General features: G+C 64.0%; 20 protein-coding genes. 17 read left to right on the top strand and 3 right to left on the bottom strand.

The window, feature by feature from the left end; genetic code table 11:
* Positions 1 to 1383 precede the first annotated feature (1383 nt).
* On the bottom strand, positions 1384 to 3390 hold the full coding sequence (locus ACNUDN_RS31930; RefSeq protein ID WP_419125636.1) for a hypothetical protein: 2007 nt from the start codon (positions 3388 to 3390) through the stop codon (positions 1384 to 1386).
* A gap of 330 nt (positions 3391 to 3720) precedes the next feature.
* Positions 3721 to 4008 (bottom strand): toxin-antitoxin system, encoded by a 288-nt coding sequence (locus ACNUDN_RS31925; protein ID WP_260758398.1) that lies wholly within the window; start codon positions 4006 to 4008, stop codon positions 3721 to 3723.
* Between the two features lie 140 nt (positions 4009 to 4148).
* On the opposite strand from ACNUDN_RS31925, the gene ACNUDN_RS31920 reads away from it, so the two are divergent.
* The 4 genes from ACNUDN_RS31920 (at position 4149) to ACNUDN_RS31905 (ending at position 7017) form a co-directional block, all read left to right on the top strand.
* Positions 4149 to 4475 (top strand): hypothetical protein, encoded by a 327-nt coding sequence (locus ACNUDN_RS31920; RefSeq protein WP_419125635.1) that lies wholly within the window; start codon positions 4149 to 4151, stop codon positions 4473 to 4475.
* 65 nt (positions 4476 to 4540) lie between these two features.
* Positions 4541 to 6280, top strand: a complete 1740-nt coding sequence (locus ACNUDN_RS31915; protein WP_419125634.1) for a PPE domain-containing protein — start codon at positions 4541 to 4543, stop codon at positions 6278 to 6280.
* Positions 6255 to 6647: a hypothetical protein gene (locus tag ACNUDN_RS31910; RefSeq protein ID WP_234788920.1), complete on the top strand. Its 393-nt coding sequence runs from the start codon at positions 6255 to 6257 to the stop codon at positions 6645 to 6647. The genes ACNUDN_RS31915 and ACNUDN_RS31910 overlap by 26 nt, the downstream gene beginning before the upstream one ends.
* Positions 6648 to 6777: 130 nt before the next feature.
* The gene (locus ACNUDN_RS31905; RefSeq protein WP_419125633.1) at positions 6778 to 7017 is read left to right on the top strand and encodes a hypothetical protein; all 240 of its coding nucleotides are present in this window, start codon (positions 6778 to 6780) and stop codon (positions 7015 to 7017) included.
* A 1538-nt stretch (positions 7018 to 8555) separates the two neighbouring features.
* Here the strand turns inward: ACNUDN_RS31905 and ACNUDN_RS31900 are convergent.
* Positions 8556 to 9101 (bottom strand): hypothetical protein, encoded by a 546-nt coding sequence (locus tag ACNUDN_RS31900; RefSeq protein WP_419125632.1) that lies wholly within the window; start codon positions 9099 to 9101, stop codon positions 8556 to 8558.
* Between the two features lie 148 nt (positions 9102 to 9249).
* Here ACNUDN_RS31900 and ACNUDN_RS31895 point away from each other — a divergent pair, with 148 nt between their 5' ends.
* From ACNUDN_RS31895 to ACNUDN_RS31835, 13 genes are all read left to right on the top strand, one after another.
* Positions 9250 to 10194: an EspK C-terminal domain-containing protein gene (locus ACNUDN_RS31895; protein ID WP_498450179.1), complete on the top strand. Its 945-nt coding sequence runs from the start codon at positions 9250 to 9252 to the stop codon at positions 10192 to 10194.
* Between the two features lie 250 nt (positions 10195 to 10444).
* Positions 10445 to 10738, top strand: coding sequence for a hypothetical protein (locus ACNUDN_RS31890; protein WP_046366374.1), 294 nt, complete (start codon positions 10445 to 10447; stop codon positions 10736 to 10738).
* 357 nt (positions 10739 to 11095) lie between these two features.
* Positions 11096 to 12235, top strand: a complete 1140-nt coding sequence (locus tag ACNUDN_RS31885) for a hypothetical protein (protein ID WP_431961540.1) — start codon at positions 11096 to 11098, stop codon at positions 12233 to 12235.
* A 3-nt stretch (positions 12236 to 12238) separates the two neighbouring features.
* Complete coding sequence (locus tag ACNUDN_RS31880) at positions 12239 to 13414, top strand: transglycosylase SLT domain-containing protein (protein ID WP_431961538.1); 1176 nt, start codon at positions 12239 to 12241, stop codon at positions 13412 to 13414.
* On the top strand, positions 13414 to 14502 hold the full coding sequence (locus ACNUDN_RS31875; RefSeq protein WP_419125628.1) for a VldE C-terminal domain-containing protein: 1089 nt from the start codon (positions 13414 to 13416) through the stop codon (positions 14500 to 14502). Before ACNUDN_RS31880 ends, ACNUDN_RS31875 begins: the two co-directional genes overlap by 1 nt.
* A 2-nt stretch (positions 14503 to 14504) precedes the next feature.
* Positions 14505 to 16043 (top strand): type VII secretion protein EccB, encoded by a 1539-nt coding sequence (eccB, locus tag ACNUDN_RS31870; protein WP_419125627.1) that lies wholly within the window; start codon positions 14505 to 14507, stop codon positions 16041 to 16043.
* Positions 16044 to 16048: 5 nt separating this feature from the next.
* The gene (locus ACNUDN_RS31865) at positions 16049 to 17236 is read left to right on the top strand and encodes a cell division protein FtsK (protein WP_260758410.1); all 1188 of its coding nucleotides are present in this window, start codon (positions 16049 to 16051) and stop codon (positions 17234 to 17236) included.
* Positions 17236 to 20238, top strand: a complete 3003-nt coding sequence (gene eccCb / locus ACNUDN_RS31860; RefSeq protein WP_419125713.1) for a type VII secretion protein EccCb — start codon at positions 17236 to 17238, stop codon at positions 20236 to 20238. Before ACNUDN_RS31865 ends, eccCb begins: the two co-directional genes overlap by 1 nt.
* A gap of 178 nt (positions 20239 to 20416) precedes the next feature.
* Positions 20417 to 20722, top strand: coding sequence for a PE domain-containing protein (locus ACNUDN_RS31855; protein ID WP_260758412.1), 306 nt, complete (start codon positions 20417 to 20419; stop codon positions 20720 to 20722).
* Positions 20723 to 20753: 31 nt separating this feature from the next.
* On the top strand, positions 20754 to 21965 hold the full coding sequence (locus ACNUDN_RS31850; protein ID WP_260758413.1) for a PPE domain-containing protein: 1212 nt from the start codon (positions 20754 to 20756) through the stop codon (positions 21963 to 21965).
* Between the two features lie 90 nt (positions 21966 to 22055).
* On the top strand, positions 22056 to 22361 hold the full coding sequence (locus tag ACNUDN_RS31845; protein ID WP_260758414.1) for a hypothetical protein: 306 nt from the start codon (positions 22056 to 22058) through the stop codon (positions 22359 to 22361).
* A gap of 41 nt (positions 22362 to 22402) precedes the next feature.
* Positions 22403 to 22690 (top strand): WXG100 family type VII secretion target, encoded by a 288-nt coding sequence (locus ACNUDN_RS31840; RefSeq protein ID WP_419125712.1) that lies wholly within the window; start codon positions 22403 to 22405, stop codon positions 22688 to 22690.
* Between the two features lie 118 nt (positions 22691 to 22808).
* Positions 22809 to 23681, top strand: a complete 873-nt coding sequence (locus tag ACNUDN_RS31835; RefSeq protein WP_419125711.1) for an ESX secretion-associated protein EspG — start codon at positions 22809 to 22811, stop codon at positions 23679 to 23681.
* Positions 23682 to 23729: the final 48 nt, after the last annotated feature.

Below are 23729 nucleotides of genomic sequence, written 5' to 3'. Positions count from 1 at the left end.
CTGTACCGATCAAACGCTGTACCGATCAAACGCTGTACCGATCAAACGCTGTACCGATCAAACGCTGTACCGATCAAACGCTGTACCGATCAAACGCTGTACCGATCAAACGCTGTACCGATCAAACGCTGTACCGATCAAACGCTGTACCGATCAAACGCTGTACCGATCAAACGCTGTACCGATCAAACGCTGTACCGATCAAACCAACATCCGATGTAATGGTATCACGATCAAACGGTGTACCGATAGTACATAACAACGCTCAATCGTTTGTCAAAAGTATCGAATAACCGTTCTAGCGTTCTAATGTAGAATTACTGGAACGGTAGTCGAAAGCAATGCCACCTGGCCGTATGTGGCGTCCAAAGATTTGCTGGACATACATTCGTCACGGTGACGTTAGTGACCAACATGGTCGGGTGGAAGCGCCAAGTGCGCTGGCGACGTAGCCGTGTAGCGCCTACGCTGCACTTCTTCCTAATCCAGGCCCAGTGCTGGCTCTCGCTGGGTTGGGCAGCTACTTCACTGACTGCTACCGAGGCTCCCCGGCAAGTCCTTGCACACCTACAGCCGGCCGAAGTCCCATCTGCCCAGGATTAGGCCGGTCGACCCATTGTCGGATACTTCTGGCCTGGCCGTGAATCCGTTCATCTGAAGCGTCCAAAAATGGGAATGTTGCGGGGAGGAATCAGCCGCATCAGGCAGCGAAATCAGGGATGGCAGCGACCAGAGCATCCGGTCACCGTAGAGTCGGCCGGCCGGTTGGTTCGGGAATGAATTCAGCTACACCCAGCACGGAGGGGCGTAGTCGAATCACCGCGTCACGGGCAGGGGTCTTCGTGACGTGCTCGAACGAGTTCTCCTGACTCGACCCACGATTCCCAGAGTGCGACGACCTCATCGACGGGCTGGTCCAGAAACGCGAGACAAAACGGCATCCCGACGGCTATCACGATGGTATCCACCGTTGAAGTCTCCCCCGACTAAGGACTGCGACCTGACTCCAAATGCTTGCACAGCCTTCTGACAAGTGCGTCGATCGCAGCCGACATTTAAATGGACGAGCACGCGACCAGCGCCGTCTACCCCAATGGGCAGATGTCCCGCGCGAAGCACGGAGAGCATCAATGTGACCGGGGTGGGGATATCGGGGGAGAGACCCAAGGCGAATACCTCGGTCGGCGATTCCCGTAGACGGTCACCTAGTCAAGATACGAATCACCGGAGAGCGTGCCAACGTTGCGTGTCACGTCAGTGCCGGGGGTGATCTCGGCGGTGGCCGCGCGCCCGACAAGAAGATCACGATCTCGCGCAACTGACCAAGCCGCGGATCAAGCTTCGGGGCTTGGCGCCGCAGCAGCGCCCCATGGCCCCCTATCGTCACTGTGACGGTTTTGCGGGTGCTGCACGGCGGCTTAGCAGCGTTGCTCCCATGATCGTCTCGACTAGGCCGATCGCGTGGTCTTCGAGAAGTTCTATGTCCTCGGGCGGTCCGGTGCGCAGAACGGATTCCAAGTAGTCCTGGGTATCGGCGAAGACGTTATACGGCGGCGTTGATAGGGCGGCATCGCCGGCCCGTGCCTTCGCCGCATCGAAAGTGGTGTCTGCGTTTTTCAGCCGCTCCCGGATATCGAGCCATTCTTGCCATTGAGCACGTTGTTGGCGGTAGGTCTGTTGGCGTTGTTCTCGTAGGTGGGGGAGTTGATGTGCCTCGGCCAGGACGGTGGGGGTGACTGGCCCGGGTCCGAGCATTTTGGGGGCTGTCGCTGCAATGAGGCCGTGAATTTGTAGTTGGCGCACCGCTTCGTCCCCGGTACTTCGGGATACTGCCGCGGCGGCATAGATGTCGTCACGATAGGTGAGGCCGTGGTGTGCGATGAGTTCGTAGATTCGGCGTAGGTGGTGGCCGAGGATGTGCCATATGTCGTGGACTGCTTCGATACGGATGCGCTCGGTGTGGTGCTTGAGGTCGGCAATGAGGTTGTTCTGGCTGGTCAGGGCGTAGTAGTCGGCTTCTAGGCCCATGTGGCTGCGTACCAGGACGACTGGTGATCCTTGTCGGTCCCGAAGGTCTCTGAGGACGCGCCACACCGCGTCCGGGCTCAGTAGTCCAGCACCCAGGGATAAGCTGCGGCCACCGACTCCGACGACCCAGGTTCCTGTGCTCTTGTCTCCGGCTTTGAGGGCATGCACAGCCAGAGTTTGCAGAACTGCGTGCACTGTCCAGCGGTAGCGCTGACCGGCATATTCGAGGTCGGCCCATCTGAAGGCGTTGGCCAGCCAGTGCCGTAGATCGGGCGGACCGCTAAACCCGGTTTTGTGGGTAGCTGTTGGTAAAGCACCCCCCTGTGTGTACTTCTGCTTGTGCTGCGGGCGTCGGTATTGAAGGGGGTTTGCGATGAGCCAGTCGAAGGCGCGGTCGACGTCGCGCAGGAGGGCGCGGTCGGCGCCGTGTCCGTATCGCTTGTAGGCGGCTCCGAGGCCGTCATGCCAGGGGCCGTCAGGGGCGACGAGCTCGCGCAGTGTTGCTGGGGTGTAGCCGCGGTCGAGTGCAGCCACGACGGTGGCGAACCGTGCTTCGCTCGGGCTTTTCCAGTGGGGTCGGTCCGTAGGTGCGGTGTCGCCGTGGGTGGCGAAGGCGGCGATGCTGTCGGGGAGGGGGTCGGTGCGGGTGTAGGCGGGGGTCAGGCGGCGCTCTTCACCTTCGCCTGTGGTGTAGTCGGGCAGGTGGTCGTGTGGTTCGTCCGGTGGTGACGGGTCGGTGGTGGCAGCCGGTTTGAGCATGCCGAGGAGCTGGTAGAGCCGGGGCAGCATGTCTGGTGCGGAGCGCTCGATGAAGGCTGCGCGGGCATGGGTGAGGGTGCCTTCGAGATGGCGGTAGCCGCCACGTTTGGTGAGGGTGCCGGGCAGGCTGATGCAGCCTTGGGCCGGGTTGAGGGCGGGGGCGATGTCGAGGGTGGGGAGATGGCCGGCGAGTACGCGCATCAGGGCGGTGATCTCGGGGAGTGAGGCGGTGGTACCGATTGCGAGGGGGCAGAGCAGGTGACGGCCGCCGTCGTCGGTGTAGTCGGTGATGACGCGGGCGCCGCAGCTGGTGAACCAGTTTTCGGCGGTGCGCAGGTCGCGTTCAACGCCTGCGGCGTCGCCTCGGCTGGTGTCGAAATCCAGCGCTAAAAGGACGGTCGTTGCGTTTGCTGAGTAGAGGTAGACGGCCGCTGGCTGGGTGGGCCATTTCGCGGTGAGTTTCGCCGTCTGGGAGAACTTGCCTGTTTCGGGGGTCCATAGCCGCATGTGGTGGCGGCCCGGAGCCGCAGCTAAAGGTGCCAGACCAGCCCACACATCGGCGGGGTGCGCCTCGGCGGCAGAGGTGTGTAGTGCAGCGCTCATACTGGCTGCTCATCACCGGCCGAAGGGCGGATGAGTAGCTGGCCGGTGATGCTGGTTTTACGAAGATCACGATTTGCCAACGCAGCCTCGGCCGGGTCTGGCACAAGGTCTGGATATGCGCTATCGTGAGACGAGTCCGGCAAGACTAGTCCCTTCCAGGGGGATATGGATATCGGTATCCGAACCGAAGCGGCTAACTTCGGTTGAAACCGGGACAGAGCCCCTTCGGGGGCTTTTGTCATTTCCGGTGGTTTACCGCGATCCGATATTTAGATGTTCGTGTGGGCAGCCCCTAGTTGTCAGGCGCGACTTCTGCCAGGGCTGGTGTGGTTACATCGCCAGCGGCAAGCCCTCCTCGCGTCGGCGGCCATGGATGCGCCGAAGATCTGGATTCTCCAGGGCGCGACCCAGGATCTGGGCGACGTCTTCACCGTCGAGTTCGCGCATGAGTTCGGGGTGTCCGACGATGGCGGCCAGGAGGTCGGCAACCCATTGGGACATGGGTATGCCGTCGACACCGTATTGGCCGCTGTTGGCGGCCACCTTGTCGTAGACAACCCGATCGACGCGGGGTCCGAGTTGCGCTCGGTCGCCCTTGTGTGTGCTGCGAATCGCCATAACCTCAGACTCTTTCAGACCGGAGCGGTGCTAACTGTTAGCGACACGCGGAAAGGGTTGCGCTTACTCAGACGTACCGTACACAATGAGTCAGTACGTGAACAGTTCTATACATTCATGTGTGACAGGAAGGTGCCCAGATGGCCAGCAGCGGCGGCGAAGCAATCGCCCTCGACACCGACGCACAAGCACAACTTGCAGCGCAGTGGGAGGAGTACGCAGACGCGGTGGAGGCCAGCGGCCAGCCACCTGTGCAGCCCGAGGCGCTGCGCGAACAACTCGGGGCGATCTACGAACCTTTCGTGCAGGCCAAGGCCAGCGAGAATCTGGCCCGTCAGCAGGCATACCAGCGGGTGGCCGCCGAAGCGCGCGCACACGCGGCCAAACTACGCAACCATAGGGTGAGCTTCGAACAGCACGATGACGATGTGGCTCGACAGATCTCGGCGATCACCGGCAACGGCTAGCTCCACGAGTTAGGGGTGGCGGCAGTGCGCGCAGATAGCGGAGCGGGGGAGCGATAGTGGCGAAGGTGGCTGTTGATCCTGGTGCGCTGACCTCGCATGGTCGAGCGCTGGCCGACCACGCGCCGGGCGCTCAGTGTTCCCAATGCCAACCGGCTGCCTCCGATACCGTCTCGATGGCGGTGGCGGCATCGTTCACCGCATGGTCGAGCGGGCTGGACATGCTGATCAGCCAAGCAGCCTCGCAGCGCGCCCACGGCGGTCTCGCAGTCGACCTCACCGGCAGGGCGCTGGAGCAGGGCGATCAGGAAGCCGCCGCGCACATCGCCAGCGGCGGAACGACCCCTGCTCCGAGCGCAGCGCCACCCCTGCCCCGCGGGAACGTAGAGGCACCGTCGTTGCCCGTCGCGCCAGCGGTGCCAGCGGTGCCTGAACCGAGCACTGGCGAAGTCTGGGCCCGCACAATCCATGGCGGGGCCGGCGGCGAGCCTCTGCGGGCGTTGGCGCAGCAGCTGCGTACGACAGCAGAAAAGCTCGCCTCCGTTGCCGGGGACACCGAGCGGGCCGGCGCAGGCGTCGACTCCGCGTGGGATGACGGTGATCAGCCCGCCGGAGAAAACATTCGGCGCCACGCGCAGTGGCTCAACAGCGCGGCGGACTACGCCCGACAACTCGCAGCATCAGCTGAGGCGGCGAGCACCACGGTGGAGACGGCTCGAAACGAAACGCCAACTCCGGAAACGTTCACAGCGCTCACCGCGCAGTACCGCAAGGCGCAGCAGACGTATGCCTCCAGCGGTGGGACGGTGACCGAACCGTTGATGACCGCGACGACAAAACTTCAAGAGGCGAAAGCCCAAGCGCTGGCGGCTCAGACGCAGTATGCGGCCGCGGCCAACGTCGACAGCACGACAGCGCCAGCACCACCACCAGCACCACCACCCATCGTCGGTGGTGGACCGTCGGGCGGTGAGGAGGCTGACAAGCCAGCCGAGACCGATGCCGGGAAGAAGCGCGACGGCGCCGACAAGAGCGGCGAGGGCGAGGGAGCGGACACGGAGGAGGACGCGGAGCTGGCCGCCGACCACGCCCAGGAGCCACCCCTGGAGTCCAGCACCGGCACCGACGAGCCGGGACCGCCCCCGGCAGAAGTCACGTCCCCGGCCGAGCCGCTGGCCTCGGCTGTCGATCCCGCTGCCAACACTGCCGGCGAGGTAATGGGCACAATCTTGGGTACGGTCGGCCAATCCGCTGGCGCAGCATCGGGTTTGATGCCTGGCAGCGGTGGCGGTGGCCTACCGATGTCAGCACTGTCCGGGCTGCCGTCGATCCCGGGCCTGGGTGGAGCGCCCTCGATGAGTCCACCCGAACTGGGCGGCGGTGAAGACGATTTCGATTTCGACGATTCCTTCGGCACCAGCCCTGCCAGCTCCGGCGGCGGTGGAGGGGGCGGCGGGGGCGGTCTCCCGGCTGCTCCGTCAGTATCGGCACCCGCCGCGGCGGCCCCCGGTATAGGGGCGATGCCAGCGCCTCCACCCGCGGCGGCAAGCACAGGGGCTGCGGGTGGGGCCAGTGCACGTATGCCGATGGGCGGGATGATGCCGCCGATGATGGGCGGCTTGGGCGGTGGCCAGACCGGCGAGCGAGATAAGGACCTCCATCCGGATCGACGGGTGGTACATCGGCACGCAGCCAATACCGAGGCAGTGTTCGGTGAGTTGGAGCAGTTGAGGAAGCGTCCAGGCCGCCGAAGGGCGGCTGCGACTCAGGAGGGAAGTACCGGTGACGACACCCACGACGACCACTAACCCAGCGGCAGCGGCGGCGCTACAAGCCAACGATGCGATGTTGGGACTGATCTATGACTGGATTGAAGAAGCCGAAGAATTCTTGTCCAGTGGCGACGACGACGACGACGTGATCGTGGTTCACGATTCCCGAGGCCGGTTGATCGACCTCGACGTGCGTGAAGGTCTTCAACGTGAACTCACCGTGGACGAACTCAACGATCAGATCAACGCTGCCTTGGGCGACAACGCTGAACGCGCCCGCCGGGGAATCGATGCGATCTCGGAGCGACTGTTTCAGCGGTGCGCTGAGCTAATCCCGGAGGAGCTTCGCAAACATCCTGTTGCTGACCAGCTTTCAGCGGCCATGCACGGGCAGAGGGGGTAACGATATGCCAGCAGTAGCACCGTCGGGTGGCTCGGGAGATCTCATCAAGGTCGATCCCATTGCTCTACCTGCCTCTGGGGCGACGACCGGCGCGGAGGCTGCCACAGTCGCTGCTCGTGGTGCAGCCGGGGTGGCAGAAGGCGTCGGATGTCTGGCCAGCGGGGCGGCACAGCCCGATGGGGTATCGCTGGCGATCAATGCGATTACCAGCACATGGCCTGCTCAGCGTGCGTCATTTTTGGCCGATATGAGCCGGGCGGCAAGCACGGTTGCCGCCGGTGATGTCGGTAGCGCAGCGCAGTTGGAAGCGCAGGACACCGAGAACGCGGCAGAGATAACCGCTGTCGCGCCGACGACGATCAGCGTGTAGACCACGCGACGGCCGCAACCGAGTCGAAAAGATGATAGCCGGGCAGACCGTAACGTTGGTAGGCTGTAGACAACCGTTATTGGGATCGCCGCAGGGAGGCGCAACACCATGAACCACCCAGTGATGCACGACGTGGGCAACACTCAGCAGTACAGCGCTGCCCCGCATCCTCCGGCGCCCGGCCACTACGGTGCGCTGCCACCAGCACCTCATCCTGGCGCGCCCGGACAGCCCCCCTCGCCTGCACGACGACGGTGGGTGATGCCAGCCATGGTAGGCGGCACAGCAGTGGTCGCGCTGATTGCTGGTGTGACACTGGGCGCTGTCTTCGGGGGCGGCGGTGCAAGTGACTCTGGGACCGGCAACGAAGGACCGGTAGCAATCCAGAGCGATCCGACCGGCGTGGCCGGCGGTGGTGTGCCGTCGCCCGCTGAGGTACACGCTCAAGACGTGGCCCTGTGCACCAGCTACGCCATCATCAACACGGCGATTCCTACCCCGGACACAACCGGTTCGGATCTGCTACCTGCGGTAGCTGCATTGCAGAACGCCCTCGCAGAAAACCCCTACGCTAGTCCACCGGTACGAGCTGCGGTCACTGATATGACCTCCGTGTACGAAGCGCGGATCGCCGCGCATGGAAAGGTCCGCGCGCGAGGGCTAGCAGAACCGCCCCCTTACACAGTGGAGGCGCATAAAGCGGCGTCGGCTGAGGTTTGGGCTGTGTGCGGGCTGGACGAAGAGTAGATCGGGGGCATCTACATGGCCGCGGTAATCGGTAATGCAGGGGATGCACAGCGACCGTCAGGACGCGCGTCCTCACTGACCGTCCTGCCGTACTGGCCGTCCATCAGCGAGACAGACTTGCAATCGATTGCCGACGACGAAAGGTCCATGGCGGCATCGGTTTCCGGGTACGCCGATACGGTGCAAACTGAAATGACTAAGGGTGCGAGCCTGCTAGTTGGTCAAGGCGGCGAAGCCCGTGTCGAGTTGATGCGCAAAATGGTCAATCACGCCGATGGAGGCGCCAAGCATTTCAAATCGACTGCGACAGCGGCTGATTCATTTCGTGCGATCGTTTCCGGGTTGAAAACTGACCTCAGCCGCGTCGCCGACGCGGCCGCTGAGGCGTGGGACACCGCCCAATCCAGCGGCGGCACTTCCGCTGCCGTGTCGGCCATGGCCCCGTTCAAAGCCGAAGCTGCCAGCCTCTACAGCACCGCACTCGAAGACATCGCCGCCACACCAGCTGTATTCCCTATCCCCGAAGCGCCAGTCGGCGAAACACCAGGTACAGGCAACACGACCCAGCCTGTCAGCAATACCGAAGGGAAGGATGAGGAGCGTCCGATCGGAGAGAAGCCGGGGGAAGAGGCAGCGTCCACCAGCGGCGACAAAGACGCTACTGGCGATGACATCGATGCTTTAGACGCCGAGCGTCCGGTTGAGGCCGTCGACGGCCTTGCGACCGGCGATTCGCCCACCAAGGATGCCCTTCGCGCAGAAGGGGATATACCAGGCACGATCGGAACCGATCAGGGATTTGGACCCGTTGGGGGTATGCCCGCGACGGGCTTGCCGATGGGGGGCGGTTCAGCCGGCGGTGGTATGCCGTCGGCGGGTTCGGCGATGGGTGGTTTGCGTCCGCCGCAGATGCCCGCCGGGCTTAGCAATCCGTTGGGCAGCGGGGGAAAGTCGCTGTCGGATGCGTTTACGTCGCCTGCGTCGGCGGCGGATTCGTTGGGTAGTGGTGGGTCGTTGACGAGTGCGGCGTCGAGCTTCAATTCGGGGTTGGCGTCGGGTATTGGTTCCTCAGGCGCGGTGTCACCGCCTCCGTTGGAGAGGTTCATGGCCCAGCATCCGGGTGCGGCGCCTGCGGTAGCGGCTCCTGCGCCGAGTCCGGGGCAACCGTCGGTGGCGGCTGCCGGTGGTGGTTCTGCGGGCCCTGCTGCGGGGCCGATGGTCGGCGGTGGCGGCGGTATGCCGATGATGGCGCATCCTCCCGCGGCGGCGGGCTCCGGTGGCGGGCCGTTGGCCCCGTTCGTTCCGCCCGGTGGTGGGGCGGCGGCAGGTCCACCCACTGCGGGACCAACAGCTCCTGCGTCGGCGGCGGCCGCGCCAGCGGCTGCTGCTCCATCAGGTCAGCAGGGCGGCGCTGCTCCGGTGATGGCAGGCACATCGGGTGCGGCGACAGCGGCCAGCATGCCTGAGCCTGAGGTGAGTGCGGACTTGCTGTTGGCGCGTCAGGTAATCGACGGGTTGGTTCGAGGTACGGATGCCGCGTGGAACACGATTGATGCCGGATTTGTGAATTGGGCTGTGGCCGTGGTGCGCACGCATCTGGGACCGCAGCTTGTCATTGGCTCTAGCGCTGGTGGCGGGGTTTATGTTCCTGCTTCGGTGTTTGTTCCGACCACGGCACGGTTGGCGCCTATTGATCCGGCGTTGCCGTGGAGCTGGGCGTCGGGCTTTTTGGGTTGGCGGCGGCCGGCAGATTTGCTCACCGCACATGCGGATGCGTTGTCCGACAGAGTATCTGGGGTTGTGCGCAGCGCGTTGGTGACCACTGCGGAGGGCCCGCGTCTGTCGGGGTGGTCAGATTTCGAGACGGTGACAATGCGGTCGATTCTGCATTCGCCGGGGTCTGCGCCCGTGCTTGATGGTGCCCATCAGCATCGGTTGGCGACGATTGATCCGGCGCTGGCGCAACAGATTGCGTCGGTCGGTACGGGTCCGGCGTCGATCTCGGTGGCTGCGGTGATCACCCGGAGTGTGGTGGAGTCGGCGGTGGCCACGGCGGGTGCGGTCGGTCCGGATGGTCCGGTGCGCGGTGCGGATGGACCGATTCATGTTGCCGAGGCGGCCGACCTGGCGTTCTTGAATCAACTCAGCCAGGGCGCGGCCGTGGACTGGGATTCTTACGATGCCGAGGTCGCTCAGCGTCACGACAGCAATGCCACCAGTCCTCATATGAACGGTCCGCTGGATCTCGATTCTTCGGCAGATTCGCTACGTCAGCGTCTGCTGTATATGGCGTTCTACCGGACAGCGCTGATCGCGGAGCTCATTCGTTTCTGGCGACAACCGGCGTCGCCGGCGTTGGCCGACATCGTGTACTGCGCGGTAGCAGCGGGGTTCAAGCCTGTCGTTACCTCAACGTTGAACTCGATGTAGCTGCCGTGGGGGATGCCTTGATTCATTACGTGCCAGATGCCCGTGTTAGCGCGACGCAGCCGTAGCCGCCGTTGCTGGCCTCACTGTCGGGGGAGCATGAGGGGTGGGGCGTGGGATGCGGTGGTCAAGCCTTACCCTGACGCACGCTGTCACACAGTTTTGATCACTGATTGTTCACGTGATTAGTCAATGTGTGTAATATGTCTATCAGTGCGTGAGTGGCGTAGCGGCGTTGGCTGGAAGGGGACCGATGACCAGGCATCTGAGTCAGGATTCGCAGACCGATGAGCTGATGTCGCAGGTGGCGGCGACCGCGATGTCATCTCGACGGTCGGTGGTCGTACGCGTGAACGCGATGGGGTTTGTGCGCTATGTGACGTTGAGCAATGAAGCTCGCCAGTGGGATTCGGTAACGCTGAACAAGCGGTGCCGGGCGGTAGCGGCGGTGGCTCATGATCGATGGTTGGCTAACCACGGGGTTTCTGATGGGACGTTACCGACGCTGGAAGCGGTTGCCGCTGCCGAGCGTGCATTGAACTTCTAGTCGCGTAAGGAGCGATGCATTATGTCGTGGGACGTTTTCGGGTTGGCGATTAACCAGGTCGTGGGGGATGCGTTGAAGGCGTTCGCGGGGCCGGGTGCTGTTCCGTTGAGCACCGGGCCTGGGGGTGTTCCATTTCCGTTGGAGCCTGCACCGGCTCCTCCTGGCCCGGTTCCGAGTCCGCCTCCAGCGCCGGAGGGTCCGCCTACGACGACCACAACGACACCCGGTCCGCCCGGGGCCCCAACTCCACCGGCGGGGCCGTCGACGCCGCCCCCGCCTCCTCCAGGTGTTCCTGAGGGTGGTGACGGTGGGCCCGCGGCCGAGGCTGCGAAGGAGAATGCTCGCAAGATCGGGATGATGCTGGAGGCTCTTCACGATTTGGACTCGGCCGGTATCAGTGCCGATGAGATCGCTGCGGCCGGGGAGGCCGGTCGTGTGGAGCTGGAGAAGATCAATTCCGATGTGCAGGCGAAGATTGCCGAGCTGAAAGCCAGCGGCGCTCTGTACACCCCGGAGGGGCAGCAGGCCCTGATGGACTACAGCAAGACGCGGTTGGAAGAAGCCCGTGGGGTCATCGAGAAGGCCGCAGCTGAGGCTGAGGATAAGGCCAAGGACACCGACAACAACACCAAGGCCTATGAAGGTGTGGGTGGTCAGGGTGGCGGCAGCGCTGATGGCGGGGCCGGTGGTGGAGAGGCTGGCGGCAGCGGCGCCGAGGACAAGTCGGCTGGCGAGCCTGTGGCGGCTGCTGCGCAACCCGGTCTGGGCATGGGTGGGATGCCCGGCATGGGTATGGGGGGCATTCCTGGGCTCGGTGGTGGCATCCCCGGCTTCGGAGGCGGGGGTTCTCCGTTCGGTGGTGGGGGCGGCGGACTACCAGGTGCGGGGTTCGTTGATCCGTTGGCATCGTCGTTGGCTGGACTGGCCGATCCAGAGCGGGCAGGCCTGGGTTTCAACGACGAGCCGGCCGATGAGCCGGCCGATAAGGATTCCGAGGGTCCTGAGTTCGATGACACCGGGAATACGAACGAGGACGGCGAGGGCGAGGGCACTGACGACAAGGACGATGCGGGAACGCAACCGGCGGGCGCCAACGGTGCGCCTGGTGGCGGTGAGCCTGGCGTTGTTCCGCCGGTCGTGGAGCCTCCGAAGTCCACGGAGATCACGTTGCCAAGTGGTGAGGTGACCGAGGCGCGGTCGCCTGTTGGTGCTGAGGCGGTGCGAGCGGCGTTGGCAGGTTCGTCGGTGTCTGAGTCGTATCAGAAGGCAGGTATTACGTTGCCGCCTGCGGGAACTCCGGTGACTGAGCCGATTCCGCCGACGAAGTTGCAGGCCGGTGATGTCGGTATGTGGAAGGACCACCAGGTGATGGCCTTGGGCAACGGCAAGGTGCTGGTCTCGGGTCAGGAACAGCCGTTGGAGAGCGTCAGTTCAGGGCCGGACTTCCTGGGTTGGTTCGACCCCACCGCGACAGGTAAGACCCCGGCAGCGGTGTAGAGCATGTCTGTGGAGGCGTTTGTGCGATCGGCCGGGGGGGTGATGGGTGGTGTGCGCGACGGATTCGGGGCCTCGGGCGGCTCGGCGCTGCTGCCGTTACCGGCCACCCCGCCACCGGCACCGCCGGCCCAAGCACCCGGCAGCGGCGGTGCTGCTGAGGGGCAGGAGAACAGTGGGTGGCAGATCAGCAATAAGGTTGCCGCCCTTGCCGATCAGGACAACACCGCGCACTCCGAGGTGGAATCGGCAGCGGGATCGTCAGGGCTGCATCAGGGGGAGATGACCTTGATCATCGACCAGGCTGTTGCTGACGTGCAGTCGATGGGGCTGGCCACCAACACTCCAGAAGGTAAGCGGGCGTTGATCACCGCGATCATGCAACGACTGGAGGAGACCCGCGGCACCGCCGAGGCGGGGACCGCTGATGCGGGTACTCATGCCGCCTCGACGGCGGCGAATGTCGCGGGGTACAACGATATTGGCGGTGTGCCGCGCGGCCCGTCACCGTTGGCCGGGTTCGGCGGCGCCATGCCCGGGATGGGTGGCGGGATGCCGGGCGGCATGCCAGGTATGGGTGGCGGGATGCCGGGCATGGGCGGATTGTCTGCGCTGGGGCAGCCGTTGAGCGCCTTGAGCGGACTGGCCTCCCCGGCCGGACAGACCATCACCAAAGCAGCGGCGTCAGAACGTGCTTCGGGTAGTGGATCTGCGCGGAATGTGTCGTCAGCCGGGCGTATTTCTGTCAAGGATGTTCGGTTTGACCGCGAGAAGTTCGCCGTCGGCCGGGAGGCCTACAAACGTTATGTGGCCGAGGCGCTCGACGTCATGGGCATCACTGACCCCCAGGCGCGAGAGAACTGGAGTCGGGGACTTATGACCGCGGCTGCGCGTGAATCGAGCTTCAATCCGCTGGCCATCAATCTCACAGATTCCAACGCGCACGGTGCCGCTGCGGCTGACGGCTATTTTGGAAACTCGTCGCGGGGCGGCTTGCAGACGATTCCGACAACGTTCGCCGCAAACCACCAGCCCGGCACCTCGACCAACATTTACGACCCGGTGGCCAACATCAGCGCCGCCATGAACTACGTGATGGGTCGATACAACGTCTCCCGTGACGGCAGCGACCTGACAAAGGTGGCTCAGTTCAATCCGGGTTCTGCTGGAGGTGGTTACTGATGTCTGTGGAGACGTTTGTGCGGTCGGCTGGGGGGGTGATGGGTGGTGTGCGCGACGGATTCGGGGCCTCGGGCGGCTCGGCGCTGCTGCCGTTACCGGCCACCCCGCCACCGGCACCGCCGGCCCAAGCACCCGGCAGCGGCGGTGCTGCTGAGGGGCAGGAGAACAGTGGGTGGCAGATCAGCAATAAGGTTGCCGCCCTTGCCGATCAGGACAACACCGCGCACTCCGAGGTGGAATCGGCAGCGGGATCGTCAGGGCTGCATCAGGGGGAGATGACCTTGATCATCGACCAGGCTGTTGCTGACGTGCAGTCGATGGGGCTGGCCACCAACACTCCAGAAGGTAAGCGGGCGTTGATCACCGCGATCATGCAACGACTGGAGGAGACCCGCGGCACCGCCGAGGCGGGGACCGCTGATGCGGGTACTCATGCCGCCTCGACGGCGGCGAATGTCGCGGGGTACAACGATATTGGCGGTGTGCCGCGCGGCCCGTCACCGTTGGCCGGGTTCGGCGGCGCCATGCCCGGGATGGGTGGCGGGATGCCGGGCGGCATGCCAGGTATGGGTGGCGGGATGCCGGGCATGGGCGGATTGTCTGCGCTGGGGCAGCCGTTGAGCGCCTTGAGCGGTCTAGCGTCGCCAGCTGGACAGACCATCACCAAAGCAGCGTCGACCAAGCCTGGTGGCGGTGCCGATCGCGGGCTGGATACGAGCGGTCCCGGCCGTGCCAATGAGCGTGGGCTGCAGAAGTACACCAAGCTGATGAACCGGGCTATCAGCGCTGCGTTCCCTGAGATCAAGGAGATTGGTGGGGTTCGCTCGGATTCGCTGCACTGGCATCCCGACGGGTTGGCCCTGGACATCATGATCCCCAACTGGGATACCCCCGAAGGGCGCCAGCTCGGCAATGAGGTCGTCAACTTCCTGGTCCGTAATCGCACCGAGCTGGGGTTGGACCACATGATCTGGCGGCAGCAGATGATTCAGCCTGATGGAAGCGCTTCGATGATGGGTGATCGCGGTGGCTCGACGCAGAACCATATGGATCACGTACACGCGGTCTCGATCGGCGGGGGAAGGTAGAAGTGGCGGGATCGAACGAATCTGAGAAGCAGCGGCCGCCGCGGCGGCGTGGCACTGGGCTGACGTATGCCTCGTTGGAGCAGGTCGCCGCGTGGCGGTTTCTGTGGCATCGGATGGCGGTCGCGGTGGCTCGGCATTCGGTGCGTCTGGTGCACGATCCGTCGAAGAACTACGGGGCGTCGACCCTGGTGGGTGTGGTGATTGCCGCGCTGGCGCTCGGGGTGTGTTTTGTGTTGGCGTGGCTGCGGCCCGCAGGCCAGATCGGGGAGTCCAAGCTGGTGGCCGATCGCGCCAGTGGGGCCCTGTATGTCGATATCGGCGGAACGATGCACCCAGTGCACAATTTGGCGTCGGCCCGTCTGATCCTGGGCCAGGATGCGTCTCCCAAGCTGGTACCGATGGCGCAGATCGAGGACCGTCCGATGGGTCCAATGGTCGGGATCATCGGCGCCCCTAATGATTTGGCTCCGCGCACCCCGCAGACCACCGGGTGGGGTTTGTGCGACAGGTTGGGCTCTGGTGGACCGCAGAGTAAGCCCTCGGTCACGGTGCTCGCCGGCGACTTGGAGTTGGGTGATTGGTCGCACGAGATGCATTCACCGCAGGCGGTGCTGATGAACTATGGCGGCTCGGTGTATCTGGTGACCGATGGCCACCGATCGTTGATCGACCTCGCTGATCGTCCGGTCATGTTGGCACTAGGTATTCAGGCCGGTGGTGTGCGGCCCGCGCCGATGTCGAAGGCTCTGTTTGAGGCTTTGATTCCTACTGCGCCTTTGCGGGTTCCGGCGGTGCCCAATCCTGGCGGGCCTGTCGGGTACGCCACGACGCAGCTGCCAGTCGTGTCGGGGTCGGTGGTGCGCTCGGTGTCCGCTGATGGGCAGCAGCAGTTCTTTGTGGCCTTGCCTGCTGGCATGCAGCTGATTCCCGAAACGGTGGCGTTGATGTTGAGCAACGCCGACCCGTCTGGTCAGGGCCGGGTGCTTGAAGCGGCGCCGCACATTGTTGCTGACGCGCCTCAGGCGGTGGGCTTCGATGTCTCGAAGTATCCCCGGGGTCCCCTGACATTGTTGGACAAGGCGGTGGAGCCTGTCACGTGCGTGGTGTGGAGCAAGGACGCCAATGAGGCGCAGGCCAGCGTGAGGACGGTCTCGGGGCGTCGGCTACCTATCCCGGTCAGTGAGGAGCCCAAGGTGATGCGGATGGTCTCTGGACAGGCCAACGATGCTGCCGATGCGGTCTATCTGGGCTCGGGTAGCGCGAATTTTGTTCAGGTCACGGGTGTGGAGCCAGACTCGCCGCGTCGTGAGTCGTTGTGGTGGATCGGCGATACCGGGGTTCGGTTCGGGATTGATGTTGCGGGGCAGGGCAATTCCACGCAGCAGGCATTGGGGTTGAAGGACACGACGCCGACGCGGGCTCCGTGGACGGTGATCCGATGGCTGCCGGCGGGCCCACTGTTGTCGGAGCAGGCGGCGCGTGTGGAGCGGGACACGGTGATCAACATTCCGGGCCAGCGGTTGCAGAGCGAGGGGAACTGACCGTAATGACCAAGCAGGGATTCGATAAGGAGAAGGTGCGCTCGCCGGAGCTTGGTGAGCGCAGCCTGACATTGCCCGAGCTGGCTGAATTGGTGCGTCCGCCGCAGTCTCGCCCGCCCATGTGGGTGTGGATCTTGGTGTTCGTCATCGCCGTGGTGACGTTGTTGGTCATCATGATCCGCAGCGGAGCGCGCACGATGGGTATGGGCGGCCTGTTCATTCTGCCGATCATGCTGATGTCGGTGTTCATGATGATGCGCAACCGCGGGGGCGGGCAGAATGAGAAGGCACGACCGGCGGCATTGGCGGCCAGCCGGGTAGATTATGCGCGCACTCTCGATGAGTTGCGTGAAGATGTCCATGAGGGTGCCCGGGCGCAGGCCCGCGAGATCGCCTACCACCATCCCAACCCCTCTGAGGGTGCGCTGTTAACTCTGGTCGGCACAGCCCGAATGTGGGAGCGCTCCCCGAATGACCGGAACTTCGGGCATGTGCGTATCGGCGTCGGCGTAACACGCCTGAGGACGAAAATACTTCCTCCCCAGAAGGTTCCGCCGCCAGAGTTTCGGGAGACGGCCACGGCAATTGCCGCCCGCGATTTCTTGCTGACACAGAATGTGGTCCATGACGTAGCTCGGCCGCTGCATTTGTTCGACCAGATGGGGTGGTCGTTCTTTACCGCCGAGGATGATCAGCGCCCGATCGTTCAGGGTTTGCTTCGCGCGATGGTCTGCCAGCTGTGCGCGTTCCATGGTCCGGATGTGGTGCGATTGGCGATCATCAGTGATGACGAGGCGGCCTGGCAGGGCGCTAAATGGCTTCCCCACGTGGGTGATCCGGTTCTCGTTGATGCCTCCGGGCCGGTGCGGATGATCTATTCAGATGTGGGTGAGTTTATGGATCGGCATGGAACTGCGCTGCAATCAAAGGGTCCGTGGTCAGCCCGCATGGAGGGGATGCCCCCTCCCGACGATCACATGGTGGTAGTGGTGGACTTGCCGGGGGCCAACTGCGCTCCACTGCTCGGGGTGCTCAAGAGCGGTGACCTCGGTGAGCCGGTAGACGCGATGGGGTTCGCCGGTTTGTGTGTGTTGGAGGCCACCGGAGATACGTTTTCAGCATTGGCGACCTCGGCAACAGCATTCGTCCTTGATGACCAGGCCAGCTTGCTGCGCGCCGAGGAGGTGCTGTGATGACCGAGGTGTCTAGCCGGTACGCCAAGGGTCTCAAATTCGCCGCAAAGCCGGACGTGATGTCGCAGGTGGAGTTCGAGGTTTTTGCTCGGGCGATATCGCGTTTCGAGCGTGAAGATGCTGCGACACGTCTGCTGGCTGAGCGGGCCGCTGATGCTCGGGCAGGCCAGGATTTCTTGGACTTCTTCGAGATCGCGGATGCCCGACAATGGGATCCGCACACGTTGTGGTCGAAGATGACTGTGCAGAACAGGTTGCGGGCGGCGTTGGGCAAGAACCCGACCTCCGGCAAGCCGGTGTGGTTGGACTTGAAAGAGTCCGATGAAAGCGGCATGGGTCCGCACGGCATGTTGACCGGTCAGATCGGCTCGGGGAAATCCGAGACGTTGGTGGCGTTCATTTTGGCGTTGGCCATGACGCACAATCCCGAAGTGCTGCAGCTGATTCTGGGCGACTTCAAGGGTGAGACGGCGATGATGGCGCTGGCTGACTTGCCTCAGGTTCAGGGTGTCATTTCCAACCTCGAAGAATCCTCGTCCCGACTGGATCGCCTGGAGGACATGCTCAACGGTGAGGTCGTGCGTCGGGAGACAATCTTGAAGGCCGCCGGGTACAAGGATGTCCGCAACTATGAACGGGCGCGGGCGACGACGCGTCCGGAACTGGAGCCGCTGGGCGCTCTGTTGATCGTGCTGGACGAGTTCTCCGAGCTGCTGAAAATCCGGCCCGCGCTGACCGGAACGTTTGACACGGTGGCGCGCAAGGGTCGCGGGCTCTGGATGCATATTCTCAACGCATCCCAGCGAGTCGAGTCCGGTCGCATGGCCGGAATGATCAGCCAGCAGACCTACTCGATCGGATTGAAGCTCAAGGACGCCGGGCAGTCGCGTCAGGCGATCGGTTCGCCGAAGGCGTACACCGACCTGATCGGGGCGCCGGTGGGTACCGGTTTCTTGGTCCACGAGGACGAACATCAGTTGTTCCGGTCGTTTTACGTGTCAGCGCCCTTCATTGCGCCAGTGGTGGGCAAGGCGCAGCGTCGACGCCAAGAGGGCCAGTTCATCGACGCGCACCGCTTCGATGCCGGCGTGCACTCCTTGCCGATCGACATCGAGTTAGTCGATGACGAGGATGATCGCGCCGCTCAAGAGCAGGCCGAAGCACAGGCCTTGGCCGAGACAGACGTCGATTCCCCGACGGTGGTCTCGACTCTGGTCGGGCGACTGGCCGAAGCAGGCCGTACCTGCCGTCCGATGCACCGGATGTATCTGCCTCCGCTGGAAGACATTCCAGCGATCCCGTTGGACGAGATGGCTCAGGAGTTCTGGGGCCGGGACTGGCTGGATGTCACCGCGGACGCCGGTTTGCGGGTGCCCTACGGCCGGGCCGATGATCCGTTTGCTCACAGCCAGGCCTTGGTTGTGGCGGACCTGTCCAGGGCTCAGGGCAACGTGATGGCGGTCGGAGCACCGCAGAGCGGGAAGTCGACCGCAGTGCAGACGATCGTCGCATCCCTGGCGATTTCGCACAGTCCGCAACGGGTGCAGTTCTACGGCGTCGATTTCGGCGGCGGCAGACTCGACGCGTTAACAGGGTTGCCGCACGTAGCTGGGATCGCGGGCCAGGGCAACGCGGAGAAGGTCGCCCGGGTGGTCAGTGAGGTCGAGCGGATTCTCAGGGACCGGGTGCGCAGCTGGGAAATCGCGGGGTGCGATCTGGAAGAATTTCGTGCGCGGAAGTTCGCCGGCAAGCCCGGCGAAGTCCCCGACGACGGTCATGGCGATGTGTTCCTGCTCGTGGACAATCTCCCCGGGCTCAAACAGCAGGACATAGATCTGCACGGCCGGATCGTCGCACTCGGGTCAGGCTCGGCACTGAACTACGGCATTCATTTACTCGTGACCAACGACCAGTGGGCGACAGCGAATCTGACCCTCAAGGACAAGTGCGGCACCCGCGTCGAGATGCGAGTACAGGAACACACTCAGAGCGAGGCCGGTGATCGTCAGATGGCCGCGGCGGTGCCCGATCAGCCAGGCCGGGGACTGATCAAGGACGCCGGCAAGACGTTGCACTTCCTGGCAGGGGTGCCAGTGTCGTCAACGGTCCTCTCCCCGGTCGGCTCTGATTACGGCCAAGATGCGGTCCAACAGACGTGCGCGCTCATCGCGCAGCGCTGGAGTGCTCTCGGCGTGGCCCCTGCCCCGACGTTGCCGACGTTGCCTTCTGAGGTGAGTTACGTCGAACTCGATGATGTGCCGCGCGGGACGTTGAAACTCGGGATTGGTGAGCACGCGCTGGCTACGGTGGGTGTCAACCTGGCTGAATGCCCACACTTCTACGCCGTGGGCAGCGCGAAATCGGGTCGTACTACGGTGCTCAAGACCCTCATCACGTCAATCCAGCACAGTTTCACTCCTGAGGCCGCGAAGATCATTGCCTTCGACGTCGGCCTGGAGCTGGGGGCGTTCATCGACCCGGCCTACTTGACGTTCTACAGCTCCGATGCTCAGGAAATCGGCGAAGCAGCCAAGAAGCTCGCAGCCAAGTTCGCCGAGCGTACCCCGCCGGCGGATGCCAGCCCCGAACAGAAGGCGCGCTGGCGCTTTAATGGCCCGCGCTACTTCATCGTGATTGACGACTTCACGCTGCTCAATGTTCCGGGGTACAGCTCGATGTCGCTGGTGGCTCCCTTAGAGCAGGCTGTTTCGCGGGGGCGACAGATTGGGCTTCACCTTCTTGTCGCCTCATCGGTGAAGAATTGGATGTCCACCACGGGTGGCAACAAGATCATCTCCGGGATGAGCGCCGCCGGGGCGGGTGTGCTGATCCTTGATGGTGCCCGAGACGATGGGCCGATTGTTGCCGGTATCCGCGCCGCCCCGAGGTCGCCCGGGCGCGGCGAGTTGGTCTATCCCAAGGGTGGCCGTCAAGTGATCCAGGTGGCTACCCCGCCGCTACCGGAGGGCTACAGCCCAATCGCTCATGGCGATGAATGGTGAGCGGTGGAAATTCGCGCATGACAACGTCGTCAAATCGTGGTGGTATCAAAGAGGCAGGCCAGTCGCGTGTATGGCTGGCAAACAAGTCAACAGGCACGGGGACTGTTCACTTCATGTGTACGCAGTGACTATTCCTGTGTTATCGTGCAGGAGTCTTGATTAGTTAGGGGAGGCGTCCATGACGTCAGTAGTAGTCAATCCGGTCGGTCTTGCCGCCGCCGCGGCGGCCACCGCAGGACTGTCAGCTCAAGCTGCCGGCCATACGGCGCAGGCGGCCGCGGCCGCGGCGGTCGTGCCGCCGGGGCTGGAGGAGATTTCGGCGACCAACGCGGCGAAAATCGCCGCGTACAGCGCGGAGGTGTCGGCGGTCCTGGCCGGGGCGTCGGCGATGCAAGCGCTCTACGGTGTCGCGAACTCGGTGGCGGGCACGGTGACCTCGCTCGAGGATGCGGCCAACGCCGTGTTGATGAACGCGGTCCTGTAGGGCCCAGGCAGGGAAGACGGGGAGCGCGACTATGCCACCGGGGGCCTATCAAGCTGAACCGCCGGAAACTACGTCGGCGGGCTTTTGGCTTGGACCGTCCGCTGCCTCGTTCTTCGCCTCGGCCGCGCAACTCGAAGCGCTGGCCGGTGCCATCATCGGCATGTTGGGCGGGCATGCGGCCGTGGAAGCCGCGATGTCCGTCAGTTGGCCGTCCGCCACAGGCGAGATCGCCAGGTTGGCCCATGTCCCGCATCTTGTGTGGCTGGGGACGGTGGCGACCATGCTCAACCACGCCTCTGCCAGCATCATGGCCACCGGGGACGCCTTCGAGACGCTGCGGGCAGCGACCCCCAATCCGGGTGAGGTCGTTGGCAATCAGAGCGAGCATATGGCCTTGGTCGGGGCGAATTTTCTAGGGATGCTGACTCCGCTGATCGTCGCCAACCGTGGCCAGTACACCGAGATGTGGATGCGGGGCTCGGCCAACAAGTCGGCCTACGAGGCAGCATCCCTGGCGGGGGTGCAGGCGATACCGCCGATACCGCCACCACCGCCGAGCACCGTCGGTGCGGCGGGCGGCGGCTCTCAGCCAGGCGCGCAGTCCGCCGATCCCAGTCAGATGATGGAGACCGCGACTGGGCTGTTTCCGCAGCTTCTGAGTATGCCGACGCAGGCGTTGTCGGCGTTCAGTGGCGGCGGGCCGCTCAAGAGCATCACGGAGCTGCCGCAGCAAGCATTCGGCCAGCTCAGTTCGCTTGCGTCATCGTTGAATGTGTCACCGGATGATCTGGGAGCTGATTTCTCCGCAGGCGACGCGGACTGGGTGACCCAGACGCCGCAGGCCGGGGGTGCGGTCGCGGCCTCGCTCGGCGGCGCTGGCGGGGGCGGCGGGATGGGTGGGGCCATGTCGGCCGCCTCAGCGCTGCGCAGTCCCGGCTCCTGGGCGTCCTCGGTAAGCGCGGCGACCCCAGTCAGCGCTGACTCGGGCTCGCGCATCGAGCAGGTGCGATCTGGGACAACGATGCCGGCCAGCATGGGTGGCGGCGGAATGATGGGACCGATGGCCCACGGGGCCGCCGCGGCAGGGGCCGCCAATCAGCAGGATTCGGAGAAGAAGCAGGTCGACGGCGCCACTGTGATGGCGGCGGCGTCGAACCTCTACACCGGCACCGACTCGATACCGGTGATTACCGGAGGTGGTGGTCTGCTGACTGCCAGCGCCGGGGGCAAGGGGGTGCCCTGAGCGAGTTGCGGGCACAACACATTCTCGACAGACATGCAGGCGACACACCCCGAAAAGGGCTGTAGCCGTTGACGAAAGGATTACCAGGACATGACGATTTCCGGCGATATGGAGCTCATGGAGACCACCCAGCAGGGTCTCTTTGAGAAGCAGGACCGGTTGCAGTCGATGGTGCAGCAGCTCGGATCGGCACTCGAAGCCGTCGCACCGGGCTTCAAAGGTGCTGGCCAGGCTGCGCTGATGCGGGTCGGTGAAGACCTGCAGACCATGGGCAACCAGCAGGCGCTCATGCAGGAAGAACACGGTCAGAAGATGGGCGTGTCGAAGACCAGCCTGCAGGAAGGCGATGAGGACGCCGCTGCCGGCCTCAGTGCCATCGACGCCATGAGCGTCTGACCGGCATCCACATCCAGGAATCAACGTAGAGGAGCACCATCATGAGCTTGATCGAATACAACGTCCCGATGATTCAGGACTGCGCTCAGCAGATCGCGGCCTGCAAGACGCTGACGGCCGAGGTCGCCGCCGAAGCGAACAAGTTGAAGGCCCTGACCGAGGCGTCATTCCAGGGCGGCGGCGGCGACGCCTTCCGTGAGAACTACACCCGAGCCATCACCATGGTCGATGCCTTGAGCGGCAAGCTCAACGAGGCTGAGACCGCCCTGCTGACCGGTGCGGACGGAATGGTCGCCAAAGACGCGAGCATCAAGGCGCAGTACGTATAGGTGGCCATCCACCTCCTGTGACGGGTATTCGGCCCGGTCTGGCGATTCTGTCGGCAGGCCGGGCCGAGTGCTTTGAGCGCAGTATGCAAGAAGATCGTTCACAACGGGGAGAAGAACCATGGGCGGGACAGCATTTGTAGGGCGTCCGGGTCCGCGTGCGGCGGGACCACAGCCGGCGACAAGCTTGGAGATCACCGCCGAGGGGCTCTGGCTGGTGCAGGCATTGTGTGCGGTCGAGACGTTGCCCGCAGTGCTCGTGTGTCGGCCGTTTGTGAGTGAATGCGGCGTGCCGGAAAGTCACCCGGGCTATGCGGTGCTCCACGAGGCGGGCGTCCTGTTCGATGGCGATGCCGTGCACCCGCAGGTGAAGTTGTGGATGGAAACACTGGGCAATCCCGATGTGGTGCTGTCGTGTCTGGTCCACCGCGGCGGCGAGCATCTACGGGTAGCGATTGCCCGCCGCGGTGATGTGACGGTCGCCGCCGCGCGGCACGGGGAGAACGTCACGGTGGAAAGCTTGGGCCCGGGCATGACGCTCGCGGGCTTGGTGCAACGCGTGCTCCCGCTGTGCGGTCCAGTCGTGGCGCCGGCGTCCTTCAACGCGGTTACCGTCCCGACCGCGGACTTGCTGAGCAGCTTGGCGCAGGTGTTGCGCGGCGAGCACAGTCCGATGGTGGCGTTGGGCCGCCTCGGCATGGATGCCGACCAACATCGCATCGTCACGCTGGCAGCCGATCACCCGGTCATGGAGTTGTCGATGGTCGTCGTGACCCACGGCAGCAACCATCAAATGCAGGTCAGCAAGACAGCAGCAACGGTTACCGATACCAGTGCAGGCAGGGTCGTCAGCGGACCGGTTCGTAGCGAGAGTGGCTCCTGGTGGACGTTGATTGCGCCGGGGTCAGACGCGGCGATCCTCTCAGCGCTCAAGTCGGTGATGTCTACGGTCGGCCTGGCGGACTGGTCAGCTACGCCTACGCCGCGGCGTTAAGAGCGCCATCCTCAGCCGTGGCCGTGCCGCCGAAACGTCACCACATAA

The sequence above is a fragment of the Mycobacterium sp. smrl_JER01 genome, from assembly GCF_048513595.2.
Classification (GTDB): domain Bacteria; phylum Actinomycetota; class Actinomycetes; order Mycobacteriales; family Mycobacteriaceae; genus Mycobacterium.
This window is presented reverse-complemented; position numbering and strand designations above follow the sequence as displayed.

Coding starts and splice junctions, on each gene's coding strand:
- ACNUDN_RS31930 (WP_419125636.1), bottom strand. CDS start 3,390: ATGAGCGCTGCACTACACACCTCTGCCGCCGAGGCGCACCCCGCCGAT.
- ACNUDN_RS31925 (WP_260758398.1), bottom strand. CDS start 4,008: ATGGCGATTCGCAGCACACACAAGGGCGACCGAGCGCAACTCGGACCC.
- ACNUDN_RS31920 (WP_419125635.1), top strand. CDS start 4,149: ATGGCCAGCAGCGGCGGCGAAGCAATCGCCCTCGACACCGACGCACAA.
- ACNUDN_RS31890 (WP_046366374.1), top strand. CDS start 10,445: ATGACCAGGCATCTGAGTCAGGATTCGCAGACCGATGAGCTGATGTCG.
- ACNUDN_RS31885 (WP_431961540.1), top strand. CDS start 11,096: ATGCTGGAGGCTCTTCACGATTTGGACTCGGCCGGTATCAGTGCCGAT.
- ACNUDN_RS31880 (WP_431961538.1), top strand. CDS start 12,239: ATGTCTGTGGAGGCGTTTGTGCGATCGGCCGGGGGGGTGATGGGTGGT.
- ACNUDN_RS31875 (WP_419125628.1), top strand. CDS start 13,414: ATGTCTGTGGAGACGTTTGTGCGGTCGGCTGGGGGGGTGATGGGTGGT.
- ACNUDN_RS31865 (WP_260758410.1), top strand. CDS start 16,049: ATGACCAAGCAGGGATTCGATAAGGAGAAGGTGCGCTCGCCGGAGCTT.
- eccCb (WP_419125713.1), top strand. CDS start 17,236: ATGACCGAGGTGTCTAGCCGGTACGCCAAGGGTCTCAAATTCGCCGCA.
- ACNUDN_RS31855 (WP_260758412.1), top strand. CDS start 20,417: ATGACGTCAGTAGTAGTCAATCCGGTCGGTCTTGCCGCCGCCGCGGCG.
- ACNUDN_RS31850 (WP_260758413.1), top strand. CDS start 20,754: ATGCCACCGGGGGCCTATCAAGCTGAACCGCCGGAAACTACGTCGGCG.
- ACNUDN_RS31845 (WP_260758414.1), top strand. CDS start 22,056: ATGACGATTTCCGGCGATATGGAGCTCATGGAGACCACCCAGCAGGGT.
- ACNUDN_RS31840 (WP_419125712.1), top strand. CDS start 22,403: ATGAGCTTGATCGAATACAACGTCCCGATGATTCAGGACTGCGCTCAG.
- ACNUDN_RS31835 (WP_419125711.1), top strand. CDS start 22,809: ATGGGCGGGACAGCATTTGTAGGGCGTCCGGGTCCGCGTGCGGCGGGA.